Consider the following 18,067-nt stretch of genomic DNA (forward strand, 5'->3'; position numbering starts at 1 on the left):
GGATGCGGTGCGGATTGTAGCGTGGTCCCGGTGGGGGCTGGGGACTTCGATGATCAAGACGAACGCTGCTTCGAAGGACCGTGTGTTGCTTCTGCTGTCCGTCGCCCTGACGGCCGGGTTGGCCGCCCCGGCCCCGGCCAGCCCGAAACCCGAAAGCGCGACCCGCAGCCTGCCCGCCTCCGCCCGGCTCACCGCCCCCGCCGTCACTGTTGAGCTCGATGGCCGCCCCCGCAAGCCCTCGGAACGCTATGTGGTCTACAACCGGCCCTACCTGAAGGTGGTCACCGACCGGGCGCTCCGGAACGCCATCCGGCTGAACCAGGCGGGTGGCGAGGTGGTGGCCGATGGCTTCAGCCAGGAGATGTCGATGCACCTGTTCCGGATGCTGCTGCTCCTTCGCCAGCGCACCGTCAACCTGCTCGACTCGCTCGAGAACAAGCGCACGGCCGACGCCCGGCTCACCAACCTCACCTACGAGGCCGAAATCGTCGGCCGCACCCTTGCCACGCTGAAGGGCGAGGCGGTGCCGGCCGGGGCGACGGTGCTCTATCGGCTTGAGGACGAGACCGAGGACAAGGCCACCGCCATCCGGCGCCTCACCGCCTACGAGGCGCTGCTGTACCGGTGGATGAACACGCCCATGGAAGGCACCCGCCGCACCCCCGGCGCGCCGGACAACTGAGGCCGGCCTAGTCCCACCACGGCCCGTGGTGCTGGCCCGACTGCCCCAGCCGCTCGAACCCGTGATGGCCGAAATAGTCGCGCTGGGCCTGGATGATGTTGGCGGTGCCGAAACCCTGCCGCATCGTGTCGGCCCATTGCAGCGCCGCCGACAGCGCGGGCACCGCGTGCCCCTGCGCCACCGCCCCGCGCACGACCGTGCGCAGCGACGGCAGCGTGCGGCCGAGCGTTTCGGTGAAGGCCGGCGCGAGGATCAGCTCGCCATGCGGCAGGTCTCCGCGGCAGGCCGTGGCGATATCGTCGAGCAGGGCCGAACGGATGATGCAGCCCGCCCGCCAGATCTCGGCGATCCGGGCGAAATCGAGCTGCCAGCCATACTCGGCCGACGCGGTGGCAAGGATGCGGAAGCCCTGCGCATAGCCCAGCACACGCGCCGCCATCATCGCCTCGGCCAGCGTCGCGCCGTCCAGCTCCAGCCCGCCCCGTGCGCCGCCCAGCTTGTCCTGCGCGGCCTGGCGCGTCTCCTTCTCCGACGACCACGCCCGCGCGCCCACGGCGGCCTCGATCATGCTGGCGGCCTGCCCCATCTTCTGGGCCTCGATCACCGTCCAGCGGCCGGTGCCCTTCTGCCCGGCGGCATCCTTGATGACATCGACCATCGGGTGGCCGGTTTCGGGGTCGTGATATTGCAGGATGTCGGCGGTGATCTCGACAAGGTAGGAGCGCAGCGGCCCCTTGTTCCACTCGGCGAACAGCGCGCCGATCTCGGCCGGGGCCCAGGCCGCGCCGTTGCGCAGCAGGCTGTAGATCTCGGCGATCATCTGCATGTCGGCATACTCGATGCCGTTATGCACGGTCTTGACGAAATGCCCCGCCCCGTCGGGGCCGAGATGGGCGACGCAGGGCTCCCCCTCGTACTGCGCGGCGATGGCGCGCAAGATGGCTCCCAACTGTTGCCAGCTATGTTCGGTGCCGCCCACCATCATCGAGGGGCCGTGCCGCGCGCCCTTCTCGCCGCCCGAAACGCCCATGCCGACGAAGTGGATATCCCGGTCCGCCAGCGCGGCCGAGCGGCGGCGGGTCTGGTGGAAATCGGCATTGCCGCCGTCGATGATCGTGTCGCCGGGCGCCAGCAGGGGCGCGACCGCTTCGATCATCGCGTCCATCGGCGCGCCGGAGGGGATCATGAACAGGATCACCCGGGGGCTGGCGAGCCCGGCCACGAAATCCTCGAGCCTTTCATGCGGGTGCAGCTTGTCGGCCAGCGCACCCGCCTCGGCCATGAAGGCGGCAATCCAGTCGGTCTCGCGGTTGGTCACGGCGACCGTGACCCCCTTCTCGGCCATGTTCAGCGCCAGCGCGCTGCCCATCGTGCCGAGCCCGTAAACGCCGATCTGTGCCTTGGCCATGCTTGCGCCTTTTTCCGCTCCGCCACGGTCAGCCTATTGCAAACGCGGCCACGTGCAAGCGGATCGGCGGATCACCCCTCGCGGCTGACAAGGTAAAGCGAGCCCACCAGCAACAGCACCGCCCCCCAGACCATCGCCGAATGGCTTTCCCCGAACAGCACGATGCCCCAGCCGATGCCGGCGAATAGCGCCACGAAGGTGCCGAAATTCACGAAGACCCCGCCGGTGTGCCGGATCAGGTAGAAATAGATCAGGCTTTCCACCACCCCCGCCCCCACGAAGACGAGGATCGCGGTCTCGGCCAGCGTCCAGCCATCCGACAGCGGCAGGGTGCCGCCCGAGAACGCCAGGAACAGCGGCAGGACCAACACGGCGGCGGTGAGGGTCTCGCCCGTCACCGCCTGCATGGCGGTCATGCCCTTGGGCCAGTGGCGCGAGATATAGACCGACTCGATCCCGTAGGAGATGGGCACGACCAGCGCCAGCAATATCCACGGCGCCATGCCGAAACCCGGCGCGTCGACCTGCGGCACGAGGATCACGGCGACCGACATCACGCCCAGCGCCACCGCCGCGATGCGCCGGGGCGAGACCCGCTCGGTCCGCAGCAGAAGCGCCACGATGACGGCCACGACCGGAGAGGTACAGCCGATCAGGCTGAGCAGCCCGGTGCTGATCTCGCCCGCCGCGGTCAGCGCGGCGAAGAGCGGGATGACATAGCCCAGCACCGAGGTGATCAGCAGGAAGGGCACCACGCCCCGCAGGCTGCGGATATGCTCGCCGCGCAGGTGCGAGATGGCGAGGAAGGCCACCGACAGCAGCACCAGCGCGATCATCACCACGGAAATCTCGGAATACCCACCCTGCGAGGTGAGCTTCAGCATGGCGAATTGCAGCCCCCACATCATCCCCATCAGGATGAGCAGCCCCGCCGCCAGAAGGCGGCCGGGCCCGGTGACGGCGGCCCTGATCACACGCCCAGGCACCACCGCATGATCGCCTTCTGCGCATGCAGCCGGTTCTCGGCCTCGTCCCAGATCACCGAATGCGGCCCGTCCATCACCGCGCTGGTCACCTCCTCCTCGCGGTGGGCGGGCAGGCAATGCATGAAGAGGGCATCGGGCTTGGCATGGGCCATCAGCTCCTCGTTCACCTGGTAGGGGCGCAGCATGTTGTGGCGGCGTTCCTTGGTGGACTGGCTGTCATGCATCGACACCCATGTATCGGCGACGATCAGGTCGGCGCCCTCGACCGCCTTGTAGGGGTCGCGCTCGATCGTGATCGTCCGGCCGGCGCGGCGGGCCAGCCCCACGAACTCGTCCTCTGGGTCAAGCTGGGCGGGGCCGGTGAAGGTCAGGTCGAAGCCGAACTGCGCCGCGGCATGCAGGAAGGAGGAACAGACATTGTTGCCGTCGCCCGACCACACCACCTTCTTGCCGTCGATCGGCCCGCGATGCTCTTCGAAGGTCAGCACGTCGGCCATGATCTGGCAGGGATGGGTACGGTCGGTCAGCCCGTTGATCACCGGCACGTCGGCGTATTCCGCCATCTCCATCAGCACGGATTCGTCGAAGGTGCGGATCATGATCAGGTCGACATAGCGGCTGAGCACGCGGGCGGTGTCGGCGATGGTCTCGCCATGGCCCAGCTGCATCTCGGCGCCCGACAGCAGCATGGTCTGCCCGCCCATCTGGCGCACGCCCACGTCGAAGCTGACGCGCGTGCGGGTCGAGGGCTTCTCGAAGATCAGCGCGACCATCCGGTCCTTCAGCGGCTGCTCGTCATCTGGCGCACCGCGATGGCGGCCGGCACGGGCGGTCTTCATGGCGCTGGCCTGCTCGAGGATCTGCCGAAGGTCGGCGGGGTCGGTTTTGTGGATGTCGAGGAAATCGGTCATGTGTTGCGTCTCTTGGATGACGGCGCATCCGGGGGCCAGCCCCCGGACCCCCGGAGTAAATTAAGAAAAGTGAAAGTTAGGCGGTCTGCTTGGCCACGGTGAGCTCGATCTCGGTGGCGGCGGCGTCGAGGCGGTTGACGGCCTCGGTGATCTCCTCCTCGGAAATGGTAAGCGGCGGCAACAGGCGGATGACGTTGTCGGCGGCCGGCACGGTGATGACCTCCGCGTCATAGCCGGCCTTGACCACGTCGGCGTTGAGCGCCTTGCACTTCACCCCCAGCATCAGCCCCGATCCGCGCACGGCCTCGAACACCTCCGGATGGCTCGCGACAAGGCCTTCCAGCTTCTGCCGGAAAAGCCCCGCCTTGCGGTTCACCTCCTCGAGGAAGGCCGGGTCGGCCACGTGATCCATCACCGCGTTGCCCACGGCACAGCCCAGCGGATTGCCGCCATAGGTCGAGCCATGGGTGCCGGCGGTCATGCCCGAGGCGGCCTCCTCGGTGGCCAGCACGGCGCCCAGCGGGAAGCCCCCGCCGATGCCCTTGGCGACCATCATGATATCCGGCGTGATGCCGGCCCATTCATGGGCGAACAGCTTGCCGGTGCGGCCCATGCCGCATTGCACCTCGTCGAGGATCAGCAGGATGTCGCGCTCGTCGCACAGCGCCCGCAGGTCGCGCAGCGCCTGATCGGACAGCGGACGGATGCCGCCCTCGCCCTGCACCGGCTCGATCAGGATGGCGGCGGTGTCGTCGGTGATCGCGGCCTTCAGCGCCTCCGGATCGTCCCACGCCACGTGGCGGAAGCCCGGCAGCAGGGGGCCGAAGCCCTTGGTCATCTTCTCGGACCCGGCGGCGGCGATCCCGGCCGAGGAGCGGCCGTGGAACGAGCCCTCGAAGCCGATGATTTCGACCCTCTCGGGCTGGCCCTTCTCATGGAAATACTTCCGCGCCATCTTTACCGCCAGTTCGCAACTTTCGGTGCCGGAATTGGTGAAGAAAACGGTATCGGCAAAAGTGGCGGCGACCAGCTTGTCGGCCAGCGCCTGCTGCTGCGGGATCTGGTAGAGGTTCGAGGTGTGCCACAGCTTGCCCGCCTGCTCGGTCAGGGCGGCCACCAGCGCGGGGTGGGCATGGCCCAGCGCGTTCACCGCGATGCCCGAGCCCAGGTCGAGAAATCGGCGCCCGTCATCCTCGATCAGCCAGCTGCCCTCGCCCTTCGCGAAGGAGAGCGGCGCGCGGTTGTAGGTCGGCAGAACGGACGGGATCATGGTGATATCCTCTGGTATGGAGGCCCTTTGATTGCTCAGGCGGGCCCCTGAGTCAAATGTGATGTGAGAGTGGCGCACGGGGCGGCGCCGGGGATCGAACGCGGTCGGACGTCAGGCGCGGGTGCGTCGGTGTCGGGTGGCAGCGTATGCGGGGCGTGCGATCATGGCCGGGGTCATACCGGCGAACTGCCGCCGGGGAAAGGGAAAACTTGTACCGCGCACAATTTCGCCTCTGGACCCTCGCGGCATTTCGCGCGAAGCCCGGACCATGTTCACACCGCGCGACCAGAACCCGGCGCTTGCCGCCCTGCTGACCCTCTGCGCGGCCGCGTTCGCGGCCGGAACAACGCTTCTGGCCAAGGCGCTGGGCACCGGCGCGCTGGGCCCCGAGATGCACGCGCTGCAGATCTCCAACGGGCGGTTCCTGTTCGCCTTCCTCGCCATCGGCGCGGTCACCGCCGTGATGCGCCCGCGCTTCGCCCGGCCCGACCTGAAGCTGCATGCCGCGCGCTCGGCCCTCGGCTGGGGCGGGGTGACGCTGATGTTCGCGGCGGCCGCCTTCATCCCGCTGAGCGACGCCACCGCGATCAGCTTCCTCAACCCGGTCTTCGCGATGATGCTGGCGATCCCGCTGCTGGGCGAAACCGTCGGCCGCGTCCGCTGGAGCGCGGCGGCCATCGCCATCCTGGGCGGCATCATCCTGACCCGGCCGGGCGGCGGGGTGGTCGAACTGGGCGCCATGCTCGCGCTCTGTGCGGCGGTGCTCATGGGCTCGGAGATGATCCTGATCAAGCGCCTGTCCGGCCGCGAGGGGCCGTTCCAGATCCTGCTGGTCAACAACGCCATCGGCCTACTGATCTCGGCCTGCGCCGCCGTCTTCGTGTGGCAATGGCCCGAGCCGCGGCAATGGGCGGCGCTGGCCGCGATCGGCGTGCTGATGGCCGCCGCGCAGGCCTGTTTCGTCAACGCCATGGCGCGGGCCGACGCCAGCTTCGTCGCGCCGTTCTTCTATGCCGCGCTGGTCTTCGCCGCGATCTACGACGCGCTGGTCTTCGGCGTCATCCCCGATGTCGTTTCGCTGATCGGTGCGACGATCATCCTGTGCGGCGCGGGGCTTCTGGCCTGGCGCGAGGCGCGGTTGAAGAAATCGCCGCCACCGGTGCGCCCCTCGCAACCCGGCTGACGCGGAATGACGCCACGCCCCCTTTGACAAGCGCCCCCGGCATTTGGCTTAACTGGACGCGAGGGGGCCGGGAGGCATGAATGCCGCTTCAGATACTTCTGCCGATGGTCGTCATCGGCATTGCCGGGATCGTGATCCTGCTGCATCTGCTGGGGCGGTCGGAGCTGGCGCGCCTCGAGGATGAAGCGGCCGCCCGGCGCGCGTGGCTGAGAGAGTATCCCGACACCCCGCCGACACGGGTGATCCTGAGCCACGACCGCCACGCCGCCCTGATCGAGACGGCGCATGGCGCCGGCGTGGTCTGGCCGATGGGGATGGACACGACCGCCCGTTACCTGCGCGGCGCCGAGATCCACCGCACCAAGGACGGGCTGCGCGTCGATCTTCCCGATTTCGCCGCCCCCCGCATCCGGTTAAGACTGAACGACGAGGAGGCCGATCTCTGGCCGACCCTGATGAACAGGAAAGACAGCCCATGACCGAAGAGCTGACCTATCCGGACGTGGTGAACTTCGCCGTGCCCTTCTTCATCGCCGCGATCCTGGCCGAGCTGGTCTGGATCCTGATCAAGCGCCGCGGCGGCCGGTATGAGACGCGCGACGCGCTGACCTCGCTGCTGATGGGGGCGGGCAACGTGGCCTCGGGCATCGTGCTGGGCTTCATCGCCTATGGCTTCTTCATGCTGCTGTGGGAGATCACGCCGCTCGACCTCGGCACAAGCCTCTGGGTGGTGCTGCTGTGCTTCGTGCTCGACGACCTGCGCTATTACTGGGTCCACCGCTTCGGCCACCGCATCCGCTGGGTCTGGGCCAGCCACGTGAACCACCATTCCAGCCAGCATTACAACCTCACCACCGCCCTGCGCCAGACATGGACGGGCACGTTCACCTTCATGATGCTGGTCCGCGCGCCGCTGATCCTGCTGGGGTTCCACCCGGCGATGGTGCTGTTCTGCGGCGGGCTGAACCTGATCTACCAGTTCTGGATCCATACCGAGGCGATCGGGCGGATGCCCCGCTGGTTCGAGGCGGTGATGAACACGCCCAGCCACCACCGCGTGCATCACGGGCGCAACCCGCGTTACCTCGATGCCAATTATGCCGGGGTGTTCATCGTCTGGGACAAACTGTTCGGCACCTTCGTGCCCGAATACGAGAAGGAGAAGGTCGATTACGGCCTCGTCCACAATATCGGCACGTTCAACCCGCTGCGCGTGGCCTTTCACGAATGGGTGGCGATCTGGCGCGACGCCACGCAGCCGGGCCTGTCCCTGCGCGACCGGCTGATGTATTGCATCATGCCCCCGGGCTGGAGCCATGACGGCTCGCGCACCATGTCCGACGGGATCAAGCGGCGGCACCTGGAAGCGCATCCCGAGGAGATCGGCACACCCGGCTTCACCGACATGGCGGGCCGCCCGTGACCCCCGCCTTTCCCGGCTTCACCCGGCCGATGCAGCCGGGAGAGGAGGACGCCGTGCGCGACCTGCTCGACGCGGCCTTCGGCGGCAATGACGAAAGCCGGCTGGTGGACGCGCTGCGCACGTCCGGCGACATGGCGGGCGAGATGGTGCTGCCGATGGGCGAGCGGGTCATCGGCTATTACGCCCTCTCGCCGTTCCGCGCGCCGAAGGGCTGGCTGTGCCTTGCCCCCGTCGCAGTGGCGCCCGACCTGCAGGGGAACGGCCATGGCCGCCGGATGATCGGGCAACTGGCGGAATGGGCACGGCTGACGGGGCAGTACGTGGTCGTCCTGGGGCAGGAGGAATTCTACGAAAAGGCCGGCTTCCGAAAGGACCGCGCGGCAAGGCTCACCTCCCCCTACCCGCTCGAGCACACGCTGCTGGCCGGGCCGGGCGAGGATGCCCCCGCACAGGCCCTGCGCTACCCCAAACCGTTCGACGGGCTCTGATGCGGCTCCTCCTGCTCACCGCGCTGACGATGGTGGCCTTCGCGGCCAACTCGATCCTCAACCGGATGGCGCTGGCGGGCGGGCATATCGGCCCGACCGATTTCGGCACGATCCGCCTGTTTGCCGGGGCGGTGATGCTGGCCGGGCTCTGCGTCATCCTGCGCGGCGGGCTGCGGCTGGGCGGGCCGGCGCGGGCGGCGGGGATGCTGGCGCTGCTGGTCTACATGTACGGGTTCTCGCTGGCCTATGGCGCGCTCGATGCCGGGCTCGGCGCGCTGATCCTGTTCGGCACGGTGCAGGTCACCATGTTCGCCGGTGGCCTTCTGGCGCGCGAGGCGATGCCGCCCCGCCGCTGGATCGGCGCGGCGCTGGCGCTGGCTGGGCTGGTCTGGCTCCTCTGGCCCGCGGGCCCGGTGCAGGTCAGCGTCCGCCACGGGCTTTTCATGGCCGCGGCGGGCGTCGGCTGGGGCATCTACTCGCTGGCCGGGCGCCGGGCCGACGACGCGCTTCAGGCGACGGCGGCCAACTTTATCCTGGCCACCCCGGTGGGCGTGGTGATCGGCCTCGCCCTGCCCGTCGGCACGGTCGACGTCACCATGCCCGGCGTGGCGCTCGCCATCCTGTCGGGCGCCGTCACCTCCGGCATGGGCTACGCGCTGTGGTACAGCGTCCTGCCCCGGCTAGACGCCTCCGTCGCGGCGGTGGCGCAACTCACCGTGCCGGTGATCGCCATCGCGGGCGGTATGCTGCTGCTGGGCGAAACGCTCGAGGGCGACACGGTGCTGGCCTCGGCCCTCGTTCTCGGCGGCGTCGCGGTCTCCGTCCTGCGCCGCCGCTGACGCGGCTCAGCCCTCCGCCGGGCGCACCGCCAGAACCTCCAGCGCCACCGTGCCGTTGGGCTTGACCCAGTCCACCACGTCCCCCGGCTCGGCCTCCATCAAGGCCCGCGCCAGCGGCGAGACATGAGTGATCAGCCCCTTCTCCGGCTCCGCCTCGTCCTCGCCGACGATGGTATAGCTGGCCTCCCGGTCCTCCTCGTCCACCACCGTCACGGTGGTGCCGAACTGCACCCGCTCCGGCGCCTCGGGCGGGGTCACGAGAATGGCGCTCGACATCCGCGCCTCGACATAGCGCAAGTCCCGCTCGGCCACCGCCAGCGGGGTCAGGTCGCCCGCCTCCTCCTGCCCGGCCCGCAGCCGTCCCACCTCGGCCTCCAGCGCTTCGGCCCGCGCCTTCAGCAAGGCCAGCCCGCGCGGGGTGACGTGGTTCGGGTGCGGGCTGATCGGCAGGTCGGGCAGCCGCTCGGGCCCGCCGCCATCGTCCTCTTTCGTGAAGGCCTTGTTCATGGTTTCACCAACTCCTCCAGCGGATCATACCGAAACCCGCCCCCGAACGCGACATCCGGCAGGCTGTCGGGCTTGAGCGCGATGCCCGCCAGCTCCGCCCGCGTGAAGAACCGCCGCCGGTTGACCACGGCCTCGGGGTCAACCCACGCATCGGTCAACTCGCCGGCCTCGACCCGGCAGCGAAAGAACACGTCGACCTGGTGGAAACCCCGCGCCTCGCTGTGAAACTCGTTCACGAGGCAAGGATCACCCACCGAGATGGTCAGCCCGGTCTCCTCGTAAACTTCCCGCGCAAGATTATCCTCAAGCGAGCTGTGCATCTCCACCCCGCCGCCCGGCGCACACCACAACGCGCTCTGCCGGCCGGGATAGGCATTGACCAGCAACAGCCGCCCGCCCTCGACGATCACCGCCCGCACCGCCAGACGTACCATGCCCGCGCCCCTCCATTCCGCAACAGGGGCTGTTGTAACGCCGCCGATCGCTATATCTCAATCCCCATGAAAGCGCTCGCCACCGCCCTTGCCCTCATCCTCCCCGCCCCGGCCCTCGCCGATTGCGTCGTGATGCTCCACGGCCTCGCCCGCACCGAGGCGTCCTTCATCGTGATGGAAGAGGCGCTGCAGGCACAGGGCTACACCACCTTCCGCTCCGACTATCCCTCGACCGAACAGACCATCGAACAGCTCGCGGAAGAAACCCTCCCCTTCGCCGTGCGGGTCTGCGGCACCACGCAGGTGCACTTCGTCACCCATTCCATGGGCGGCATCCTCCTGCGCTACTGGCTTCAGGATCACCGGCCCGAGCGGCTCGGCCGCGTGGTGATGCTCGCGCCCCCCAACCAGGGCTCGGAACTGGTCGACGAGCTGGGCGAGGTCGAGCTCTTCCAGTGGATCCACGGCCCCGCCGCGCAGGAGCTTGTCACCGGCACCGCCGGCCTCCCCGCCAGCCTGCCGCCGGTGGATTTCGAGCTGGGCGTGATCGCCGGCACCCGCTCGCTCAACCCCTATTTCTCGACCCTGATCGAAGGGCCGGATGACGGCAAGGTCTCGGTCGCCTCGACGCGGGTGGAGGGGATGGCCGACCATATCGAACTGCCCGTCACCCACACCTTCATGATGAACAACCCGATGGTGATCGCACAGGTCACCGAATTCCTCGAAACCGGCGCCTTCGATCACCAGATGGACCTGGGCGACCTGTTCTGGGGCGGCAGCGAATGAGCCTCTCCCTCCGCCTCACCGGGGCCCGCGTGCTGCTGCCCGAGGGGTTGGCTGATACCGACCTCAACCTCGCCGGCGGCCGCGTCACCGACGCGCGCCAGCCGCGTGAAGTCGACCTTTCGGGCTTCCTCGTCCTGCCCGGCCTCGTCGACGCCCATGGCGACGGGTTCGAGAAACACCTCGCGCCCCGGCGCGGCGCGATGAAGGATATCGGCCAGGGCCTGATCGCCGCCGAGGCGGAGCTGGCCGCGAACGGCATCACCACCGCCGTGCTTGCCCAATTCTACAGCTGGGAGGGCGGCATGCGCGGGCCCGACTTCGCCGAACGCGTCTTCTCGGGCCTCGAGGACGTGCGCCCCCGGCTCGACACCACGCTGATCGCGCAACTGCGGTTCGAGACGCCCATGCTCGACGATTACAACGCCATGCAGGCCATGCTCCGCCGCTTCACCATTCCTTACGTCGTCTTCAACGACCACCTGCCGCATGACGCGCTGGAAAAGGGCAAACGCCCGCCCCGCCTGACCGGACAGGCCCTCCGCATCGGTCGCAACCCCGAGAAACATCTCGAATACATGCAAGGCCTGCACGCCCGCATTGGCGAGGTACCCGCCGCCCTCGAAACCCTCACACAAGCCCTGACCGCCCAAGGCATCCGCATGGGCAGCCACGACGACCGCACCCAAGCCCAGCGCGACGACTGGCACGCCATGGGCGTCCGCCTCGCCGAATTCCCCGAAACGCAGGAGGCCGCCGAAGCCGCCCGCGCCACCGGCGACGGCGTCATCCTCGGCGCCCCCAACGTGGTGCGCGGCGGCTCGCATAACGGCAATGTCAGCGCCATCGACCTCGCCGCCATGGGCCTCTGCGACGCGCTGGCCTCGGACTACCACTACCCCTCCCTGCGCCGCGCCGCCTTCCTTCTGGCCGATGGCGGGGTCTGCGACCTCGCCGGCGCCTGGTCCCTCGTCTCCGCCGGCCCCGCCCGCCTGCTGGGCCTCGACGATCGCGGCGGGCTCACCCCCGGCCAGCGCGCCGATATCGTCATCCTCGACGCCACGACCCGCGATATCTGCGCCACGATCTCGGGCGGCCGGATCACCCATCTCCGGGGCGAGGCCGCTGCGCGCTTCCTGGGCTGAGCCGCAGGGCCCCAGCCGCGCTAACCTTTTGTTAACCTTCTCGGGACTACCCTTGTCCGGCGGCAAAGGCTGGGGAGCCGATGACCGCCCAAAGAGATGCGACCAAACACGCATTTCGCGCGCCGCCGTCGGAGCGATCCGATGCGCGGCGCGCTTTGGTTCCAGCCCACCCCCGGCTTCTTCTTGGTAAAAATATCCAATCCCGACAACCCGGCCCGCCGCCCGGCTTCAGGATTGGGTGGATCTGTCATTCCGGCAGGTTCCGAACGTCTTCGAGGAACTCTGCCAGCCTGTCATTCCAGGCCTCGTTCGCGCGGCCGAAATAGACCTCGACCTCCGGGTGTTCGACAACCGCGCAGGCGTACGCCTCTTCCATCGGATGACAAAAACCGCCGCATTTGCTAATACCGGAGAACTTCAACGTCATTTGTCGCGAACCGTCCGGCCGAGCCACGATCCAATAGCCGGAGTAGTGATACTCGTCCCCCGGCAACTCCTCCACGAAGGTCCAGCGACACCGCCGCAATCCGTTCAACAAATCTGTCAGGTGCTGCTCACTCACCGATGCCCTTCCCCTCGCGAGGCCGTCCGTCAGGACGGACGAGCCGGCACGATCCGGTTCACATGCCCCATCTTCCGCCCCGGCTTGACCTCCGCCTTGCCGTAAAGATGCAGCGCCGCACCCGCCTCCCGCGCGAGCCCCGGCACCTTCTTCATGTCGTCGCCGATCAGGTTCTCCATCACCACGTCGGCATAGCGCCCGCCATCGCCCAACGGCCAGCCCGCCACGGCGCGGATATGCTGCTCGAACTGGTCGATGGTACAGCCCTGCTGCGTCCAGTGGCCCGAGTTATGCACCCGCGGCGCGATCTCGTTGACCACCAGCCCGGCCTCGGTCACGAACAGCTCCACCCCCATAACGCCGACATAATCGAGCTTGTTGAGGATCTGCCCCGCCAGCAGCACCGCATCCGTCCGCTGCTTGGTCGACAGCCTTGCCGGCACCGTGGTGGTCCGCAGGATGCCGCCCTCGTGCACGTTCTCGCCCGGGTCGAAACAGGCGACAGAGCCGTCCAGCCCCCGCGCCCCGATCACCGACACCTCGTGGCTGAAATTCACGAACCCCTCAAGGATGGCGGGCTGCCCCGCCATATCCTCCAGCGCCGCTTCGGCCTCCGAGGCCGCGTTGATCCGCGCCTGCCCCTTGCCGTCATAGCCGAAACGCCGCGTCTTCAGGATCGCCGGAAAGCCGATCTCCGACAGCCCCTCCGCCAGGTCCTCGGCCTCGTCCACCGCCGCGAAGGGCGCGGTCTGCAGGCCCAGCTCGGCCAGGAACGCCTTTTCCACCAGCCGGTCCTGGCTCACCCGCAGCGCATTGCGCCCCGGCTGCACCGGCTTCAGCGGCTCGAGGATATCGAGCGCCGAAGTGGGGATATTCTCGAACTCGTAGGTGATGACATCGACCGCCTCGGCGAAGGCGCGCAGCGCGGCCTCATCCTCGTACGACTTCTGGAAATGGTAGTTCGAAACATGGCTCGCCGGGCAATCGCCGCCGGGCTCGAAGATGCAGGTCTTGAACCCCAGACGGCTTGCCGCCACGGCCAGCATCCGGCCCAACTGCCCTCCACCCAGAATGCCGATCGTGCTGCCCTGTGCCAATGCGTCAACCATCCTGCGGCTCCTCCGGGATCGAGGCCGACAGCGCCTCGCGCCACGCGTCCAGCCGCTCTGCCAGTGCCGCATCGCCAGTCGCCAGGATCGCCGCCGCCATCAGCCCGGCATTGGCCGCCCCGGCCTCGCCGATCGCCATGGTCGCCACCGGGAACCCCTTGGGCATCTGCACGATGGAATACAGGCTGTCGACCCCCGACAGCGCCTTGGTCTGGACCGGCACGCCGATCACCGGCACGCGCGTCTTCGAGGCCATCATGCCCGGCAGATGCGCCGCACCCCCGGCGCCGGCGATGATCACCTTCAGCCCGCGCCCGGCGGCCGCCTTGCCATAGTCCCACAACCGGTCGGGCGTGCGATGGGCCGAGACGATCTTCGCCTCGTAGGCCACGCCCAGCTCGTCGAGTATATTGGCCGCCTTCTTCATCGTGGCCCAGTCCGACTGGCTGCCCATGATGATGCCCACGGAAATTTCGGCCATGCTGCGCCCTCTCGCGATCCGCCCCGGTGTCAGGAGCGCGCACTATACCGATCACTTGCCGTTACGCAATGATGTCCGGGTAAAGCCTGTCCTCGATCCACGAGATGCGGTCCTTCAGGCGCAGCTTCTGCTGTTTCAGCCGCTTGATGGTCAGCCGGTCGCTGGTGCCGCGATCCTCGAGCGCGTGGATCGCCTCGTCGAGGTCGCGGTGCTGGCGGCGAAACTCCTCCAGCTCCACCCGCAGCACCTCGTCGGATTTCATCGACAGGTCGCTCAACATGTTCATCCGGGCCGATTCCCCTGAAGATCAGACATCCCAAGATACCGCCAAAGCCGCATTTCGCAAAGCCCTTGCGCCCGGAACACCCTGATACCATATTTCCTTGGCAGGGTCGCCGCAAAGGGGCCCGGGCACAAGACGGACGGTCGCTTAATCGAAAAGGACGCACCGATGACAAAGCTATCCCTGGGGTCGCACCCCTACATGCTTGGCTTCGAGCAGCTTGAGCGCATGCTGGAACGCAGCGCCAAGTCGGGCAACGAGGGCTATCCGCCCTTCAACATCGAGCAGACGTCGGACACCTCCTACCGCATCACGCTCGCCGTGGCGGGCTTTGGCGAGGGCGACCTCTCGATCACCGTGGAAGACCGGCAACTGGTCATCCGCGGGCGTCAGCGGGACGACTCGGATCACCGGGTGTTCCTGCATCGCGGCATCGCGGCGCGTCAGTTCCAGCGCTCTTTCGTGCTGGCCGACGGGGTCGAGGTGGGCGAGGCCCTGATGGAAAACGGCCTCCTGCACATCGACCTGAAGCGCGCCCAGCCGGAAACGGTGGTGCAGACCATCAACATCAAGAAGGGATAAGCGGTATGGATACCAGATACGATTTCGACAACGGCACCGCCATCGAGGAAGAACGGGCCATCGTCTATGTCCGCCCGGTCAAGGTCGACGACCTGCCCGCGGACGTGCAGCAACAGGCCATGGGGCTGGAAACGCTCTATGCTGTGCACAATGCCGACGGCGAACGCCTCGCGCTGGTGCGCGACCGGGCGCTGGCCTTCGTGCTGGCCAAGCAGCACGACATGGAACCCGTCGCGGTTCACTGAGACACCCTTGCCGGCGGCCGCCCCCGTGGCCGCCGGGCAACCCCGATGCCGGGGCAAACTCGCACTGGCCAAGCCTTGCCGCGCCTGCCATATCTGGCCCCGTTCTCCAGACCCAAGGCGCCGAGGCCCCATGACCCAGATCATCACCGCCCTTTCCGAGATTTCCGGCCGCTACAAGGCGATGTTCGTCGACCTGTGGGGATGCCTGCATAACGGCGTCACCGCCTACCCCGAGGCCGTGGCGGCCATGCAGGACTACCGGAAAGCCGGCGGCGTGGTGGTGCTGGTCACCAACGCCCCCCGCGCCCGCACGGGGGTGGAAAGGCAGCTCGTCAAGTTCGGTATCCCCGAGGATGCGTGGGACACCATCGCCACCTCCGGCGACAGCGCGCGCATGGCCATGTTCCGCGGCGCCGTGGGCCGGAAGGTCTATTTCGTGGGCCAGGATCACGACCTGAAATTCTTCGAACCGCTCAAGATCATCGACGACCCGGTCGAGGTGACCAGCGTGCCGCTGGCCGAGGCCGAGGGCATCGTCTGCTGCGGCCCGTTCGACCCTTCCGCCGATCTCGACGAGATGCGCGCCGATTTCCTCTTCGCCAAGCAGAAGGGCATGAAGCTCCTCTGCGCCAACCCCGATATCGTGGTCGACCGCGGCGATATCCGCGAATGGTGCGCCGGCGCGCTGGCCCGGCTCTATACCGAGATGGGCGGTGAAAGCCTCTATTTCGGCAAGCCCCACCCGCCGATCTACGACCTCGCCCACCGCCGGCTGGCCGAGCTGGGCCGCGATTTCTCGAACGACCAGATCCTCGCCGTGGGCGACGGCGCCCATACCGACATTGCCGGCGCCATGGGCGAGGATCTCGACAGCCTGTTCATCGCCGGCGGGCTGGCGGCCGAGGCCACCAGGACGACGCACCAGCCCGATCCCGAGGCGCTAAAGGCCTATCTCGACATGGAAAAAGTGTCGCCCACCTACACCATCGGCCGGTTGCGCTGACAAATTACCCCTTGATTTTCTGCACCCGCGAAGTAATTAAGTTGCCAGATCGGCCCTGAATCGGTCCGAAAGTTACGCACTCGCAGACCTCGGAGGGTCGAATGTTGGACAACATGCCGCGCGGAACCATCACCATCGAGGAAATCGAGATGGGCATGACCCGCCACCTGCGGAAGGTCGTGACCGACGAGGATATCGAGATGTTCGCGCAGGTCTCGACCGACCGGAACCCGGTGCATCTCGACGACGAATACGCCCAGGACACCATCTTCGAGGGCCGCATCGCCCACGGCATGCTGACCGCCGGGCTGATCTCGGCCGTGATCGGCGAACAGCTTCCGGGCCACGGCACCGTCTACATGGGCCAGACGCTCAAGTTCCTCGGCCCCGTCCGCCCCGGCGACATGGTCCATGCCGAGGTCGAGGTGATCGGCATCGACCACGCCAAGCGCCGCGTCCAGCTCGACTGCCGCTGCATGGTCGACGGCAAGAAGGTGCTCATCGGCGAGGCCACGGTGCTTGCGCCTTCGGGCAAGTTCGACTGACACCGCGCCCCGCCCCTTGAAAAGCGGCCCCTCGCCCATCAGCTTTGCCTGACACGCACCATACGTGCTATGGTGGTGCCCCAACCCTGATGGAGGACATCCCAATGGACGCCATTCAGACCACCGAATACGCCCGCGCCCTGTTCAGCGCGCGCGGCAACAAGGCCTTGGCCGAAGCGGCGCAACGGATGCGCGATTGCGAAGAGGCCGGCAAGACGGACGAGGCGGAAGACTGGAAGCGCATCCGCCTCGCCATCAGCGAGTTGCGCGGGCCCAACCAGGGCTGACGCGGCTCAACGCCCCTGCAGCGCCTGATCGAGGGCGCTGTAGGTGGGCAGGCCGAATTCCCGTTCCATCACCTCCTGCCAGCGGTCGTCGAACCGGCGGCGGATATCGTCCGAAATCTCCGCCCCGCTCTTACCCGAGGCGACCTTGGTCGCGGCCCCGCCCGGCGGCAGGCCACAGGCGGCATCGCGCGCCTCCCGCACGAGGTGATCGTCGAACTGGCCCCCGTGCCGCTTCATGAAGGCGAACCCGGCCTGTTCCGTGGCAACCGCCCGCGTCGCGCCATCGTACCCGCCCATGAACGCCGCCACCCGGTCCACCACGCCGGGCAGGTTGCGCTTCATCTCCTCGAACGTCACCAGCAGCACGTCCTCGCGCCCCCGCTGCCGCAGCCACGAGGCCGCGTGCGCCCAGTAATCCTCCCCGCGCCGCAGGTAATACGCGGCGAAATCGTCCACGCTGATCGCGCCGGCCTCGAACCACCAGCCCTCGAAGAACCGGTAGAGCGAGATCATCGCATCCACCGGGTCGCGAAACACCACGATATACCGCCCGCCCTTCGGAATCTCGTCCCAGCCCAGGTGGCTCTTGAACGCCCTTGGCGCGGCCACCTGCGGGGCGTTCACGTCGACCCCCATATCATGGGCCAGCTCGAGCCACGGCACCACTTCCGTGATCTCGTCGAACGCCATCGACCCGCCCGAGCGCAACCCGTGCACCACCTGCTGCATCCATGTCGTACCGCACTTGGCATAGGGCGAGATGAAGATATCGCTCGGATCAGGGCGATAGGCGCGGCCGATCCGCTGGCCCTCGTCGGTCGAGAACCCGGTGATCGCGTCAAGCTCGTCGAGCGTCGTCGCGCGGCGGAATGTCCTGTCGCTGTCCATGGCCGGCAGATTGGCAGCGC

At 67.8% G+C, this 18,067-nt stretch carries 24 protein-coding genes; 13 read left to right on the plus strand and 11 right to left on the minus strand.

What is annotated here, in order from left to right; all coding sequences use genetic code 11:
* The first annotated feature begins 49 nt into the window (after positions 1-49).
* Positions 50-682 (plus strand): hypothetical protein, encoded by a 633-nt coding sequence (locus RLN94_RS15345; RefSeq protein WP_350128257.1) that lies wholly within the window; start codon positions 50-52, stop codon positions 680-682.
* Positions 683-689: 7 nt separating this feature from the next.
* On the opposite strand, the gene gnd is transcribed toward RLN94_RS15345, so the two are convergent.
* The 4 genes from gnd to RLN94_RS15365 form a co-directional block, all read right to left on the minus strand.
* On the minus strand, positions 690-2,090 hold the full coding sequence (gene gnd / locus RLN94_RS15350) for an NADP-dependent phosphogluconate dehydrogenase (protein ID WP_350128254.1): 1,401 nt from the start codon (positions 2,088-2,090) through the stop codon (positions 690-692).
* 71 nt (positions 2,091-2,161) lie between these two features.
* Positions 2,162-3,076, minus strand: a complete 915-nt coding sequence (locus RLN94_RS15355; RefSeq protein WP_350158624.1) for a DMT family transporter — start codon at positions 3,074-3,076, stop codon at positions 2,162-2,164.
* Complete coding sequence (gene argF, locus RLN94_RS15360) at positions 3,061-3,987, minus strand: ornithine carbamoyltransferase (protein WP_350128248.1); 927 nt, start codon at positions 3,985-3,987, stop codon at positions 3,061-3,063. The genes RLN94_RS15355 and argF overlap by 16 nt, the downstream gene beginning before the upstream one ends.
* Before the next feature lie 76 nt (positions 3,988-4,063).
* Positions 4,064-5,257 carry an aspartate aminotransferase family protein gene (locus RLN94_RS15365; protein WP_350128245.1) on the minus strand — a complete coding sequence of 398 codons (1,194 nt, stop codon included), beginning with the start codon at positions 5,255-5,257 and terminating at the stop codon, positions 4,064-4,066.
* A 268-nt stretch (positions 5,258-5,525) separates the two neighbouring features.
* On the opposite strand from RLN94_RS15365, the gene RLN94_RS15370 reads away from it, so the two are divergent.
* The 5 genes from RLN94_RS15370 to RLN94_RS15390 all read left to right on the plus strand — a co-directional run bounded on the left by RLN94_RS15370 (position 5,526) and on the right by RLN94_RS15390 (position 9,190).
* Complete coding sequence (locus RLN94_RS15370) at positions 5,526-6,440, plus strand: DMT family transporter (RefSeq protein WP_350128242.1); 915 nt, start codon at positions 5,526-5,528, stop codon at positions 6,438-6,440.
* Between the two features lie 80 nt (positions 6,441-6,520).
* Positions 6,521-6,919, plus strand: coding sequence for a hypothetical protein (locus RLN94_RS15375; protein ID WP_350128239.1), 399 nt, complete (start codon positions 6,521-6,523; stop codon positions 6,917-6,919).
* Complete coding sequence (locus RLN94_RS15380) at positions 6,916-7,863, plus strand: sterol desaturase family protein (RefSeq protein ID WP_350128236.1); 948 nt, start codon at positions 6,916-6,918, stop codon at positions 7,861-7,863. The genes RLN94_RS15375 and RLN94_RS15380 overlap by 4 nt, the downstream gene beginning before the upstream one ends.
* On the plus strand, positions 7,860-8,351 hold the full coding sequence (locus RLN94_RS15385) for a GNAT family N-acetyltransferase (protein ID WP_350128233.1): 492 nt from the start codon (positions 7,860-7,862) through the stop codon (positions 8,349-8,351). The genes RLN94_RS15380 and RLN94_RS15385 overlap by 4 nt, the downstream gene beginning before the upstream one ends.
* Positions 8,351-9,190 (plus strand): DMT family transporter, encoded by an 840-nt coding sequence (locus tag RLN94_RS15390; RefSeq protein ID WP_350128230.1) that lies wholly within the window; start codon positions 8,351-8,353, stop codon positions 9,188-9,190. The genes RLN94_RS15385 and RLN94_RS15390 overlap by 1 nt, the downstream gene beginning before the upstream one ends.
* A 6-nt stretch (positions 9,191-9,196) precedes the next feature.
* On the opposite strand, the gene RLN94_RS15395 is transcribed toward RLN94_RS15390, so the two are convergent.
* A complete protein-coding gene (locus RLN94_RS15395) occupies positions 9,197-9,697 on the minus strand; it encodes a GreA/GreB family elongation factor (RefSeq protein WP_350128227.1) in 501 nt (166 codons plus the stop codon).
* The gene (locus RLN94_RS15400) at positions 9,694-10,131 is read right to left on the minus strand and encodes an NUDIX domain-containing protein (RefSeq protein WP_350128224.1); all 438 of its coding nucleotides are present in this window, start codon (positions 10,129-10,131) and stop codon (positions 9,694-9,696) included. Before RLN94_RS15400 ends, RLN94_RS15395 begins: the two co-directional genes overlap by 4 nt.
* 66 nt (positions 10,132-10,197) lie before the next feature.
* Between RLN94_RS15400 and RLN94_RS15405 the strand changes: the two genes are divergently transcribed.
* Both RLN94_RS15405 and RLN94_RS15410 read left to right on the plus strand, forming a co-directional pair.
* Positions 10,198-10,920, plus strand: a complete 723-nt coding sequence (locus RLN94_RS15405) for an alpha/beta fold hydrolase (RefSeq protein ID WP_350128221.1) — start codon at positions 10,198-10,200, stop codon at positions 10,918-10,920.
* Entirely contained in the window at positions 10,917-12,062 is a 1,146-nt protein-coding gene (locus RLN94_RS15410) for an alpha-D-ribose 1-methylphosphonate 5-triphosphate diphosphatase (RefSeq protein WP_350128218.1), read from the plus strand. The genes RLN94_RS15405 and RLN94_RS15410 overlap by 4 nt, the downstream gene beginning before the upstream one ends.
* 247 nt (positions 12,063-12,309) lie before the next feature.
* Here RLN94_RS15410 and RLN94_RS15415 read toward each other — a convergent pair whose 3' ends face one another.
* The 4 genes from RLN94_RS15415 to RLN94_RS15430 all read right to left on the minus strand — a co-directional run bounded on the left by RLN94_RS15415 (position 12,310) and on the right by RLN94_RS15430 (position 14,500).
* Positions 12,310-12,624, minus strand: a complete 315-nt coding sequence (locus RLN94_RS15415; RefSeq protein ID WP_350128215.1) for a hypothetical protein — start codon at positions 12,622-12,624, stop codon at positions 12,310-12,312.
* A 29-nt stretch (positions 12,625-12,653) separates the two neighbouring features.
* Positions 12,654-13,733 (minus strand): 5-(carboxyamino)imidazole ribonucleotide synthase, encoded by a 1,080-nt coding sequence (locus RLN94_RS15420; protein ID WP_350128212.1) that lies wholly within the window; start codon positions 13,731-13,733, stop codon positions 12,654-12,656.
* A complete protein-coding gene (gene purE, locus RLN94_RS15425) occupies positions 13,726-14,214 on the minus strand; it encodes a 5-(carboxyamino)imidazole ribonucleotide mutase (RefSeq protein WP_350128209.1) in 489 nt (162 codons plus the stop codon). The genes RLN94_RS15420 and purE overlap by 8 nt, the downstream gene beginning before the upstream one ends.
* 61 nt (positions 14,215-14,275) lie before the next feature.
* The gene (locus RLN94_RS15430) at positions 14,276-14,500 is read right to left on the minus strand and encodes a YdcH family protein (RefSeq protein WP_350128206.1); all 225 of its coding nucleotides are present in this window, start codon (positions 14,498-14,500) and stop codon (positions 14,276-14,278) included.
* 165 nt (positions 14,501-14,665) lie between these two features.
* Between RLN94_RS15430 and RLN94_RS15435 the strand changes: the two genes are divergently transcribed.
* The 5 genes from RLN94_RS15435 to RLN94_RS15455 all read left to right on the plus strand — a co-directional run bounded on the left by RLN94_RS15435 (position 14,666) and on the right by RLN94_RS15455 (position 17,159).
* On the plus strand, positions 14,666-15,079 hold the full coding sequence (locus RLN94_RS15435; RefSeq protein ID WP_300895038.1) for an Hsp20 family protein: 414 nt from the start codon (positions 14,666-14,668) through the stop codon (positions 15,077-15,079).
* 5 nt (positions 15,080-15,084) lie between these two features.
* A complete protein-coding gene (locus RLN94_RS15440) occupies positions 15,085-15,324 on the plus strand; it encodes a DUF1150 family protein (RefSeq protein ID WP_350128203.1) in 240 nt (79 codons plus the stop codon).
* Positions 15,325-15,454: 130 nt separating this feature from the next.
* A complete protein-coding gene (locus tag RLN94_RS15445; RefSeq protein ID WP_350128200.1) occupies positions 15,455-16,327 on the plus strand; it encodes a TIGR01459 family HAD-type hydrolase in 873 nt (290 codons plus the stop codon).
* Positions 16,328-16,428: 101 nt separating this feature from the next.
* On the plus strand, positions 16,429-16,872 hold the full coding sequence (locus RLN94_RS15450) for a MaoC family dehydratase (protein ID WP_057817713.1): 444 nt from the start codon (positions 16,429-16,431) through the stop codon (positions 16,870-16,872).
* Between the two features lie 104 nt (positions 16,873-16,976).
* Positions 16,977-17,159, plus strand: a complete 183-nt coding sequence (locus RLN94_RS15455; protein ID WP_300895034.1) for a hypothetical protein — start codon at positions 16,977-16,979, stop codon at positions 17,157-17,159.
* A gap of 6 nt (positions 17,160-17,165) precedes the next feature.
* Here RLN94_RS15455 and RLN94_RS15460 read toward each other — a convergent pair whose 3' ends face one another.
* Positions 17,166-18,047: a sulfotransferase domain-containing protein gene (locus RLN94_RS15460; RefSeq protein WP_350128196.1), complete on the minus strand. Its 882-nt coding sequence runs from the start codon at positions 18,045-18,047 to the stop codon at positions 17,166-17,168.
* Positions 18,048-18,067 lie beyond the last annotated feature (20 nt).

Origin of the sequence: Roseovarius sp. (assembly GCF_040223625.1) — a bacterium.
In the GTDB taxonomy this organism is placed as follows: Bacteria; Pseudomonadota; Alphaproteobacteria; order Rhodobacterales; family Rhodobacteraceae; genus Roseovarius.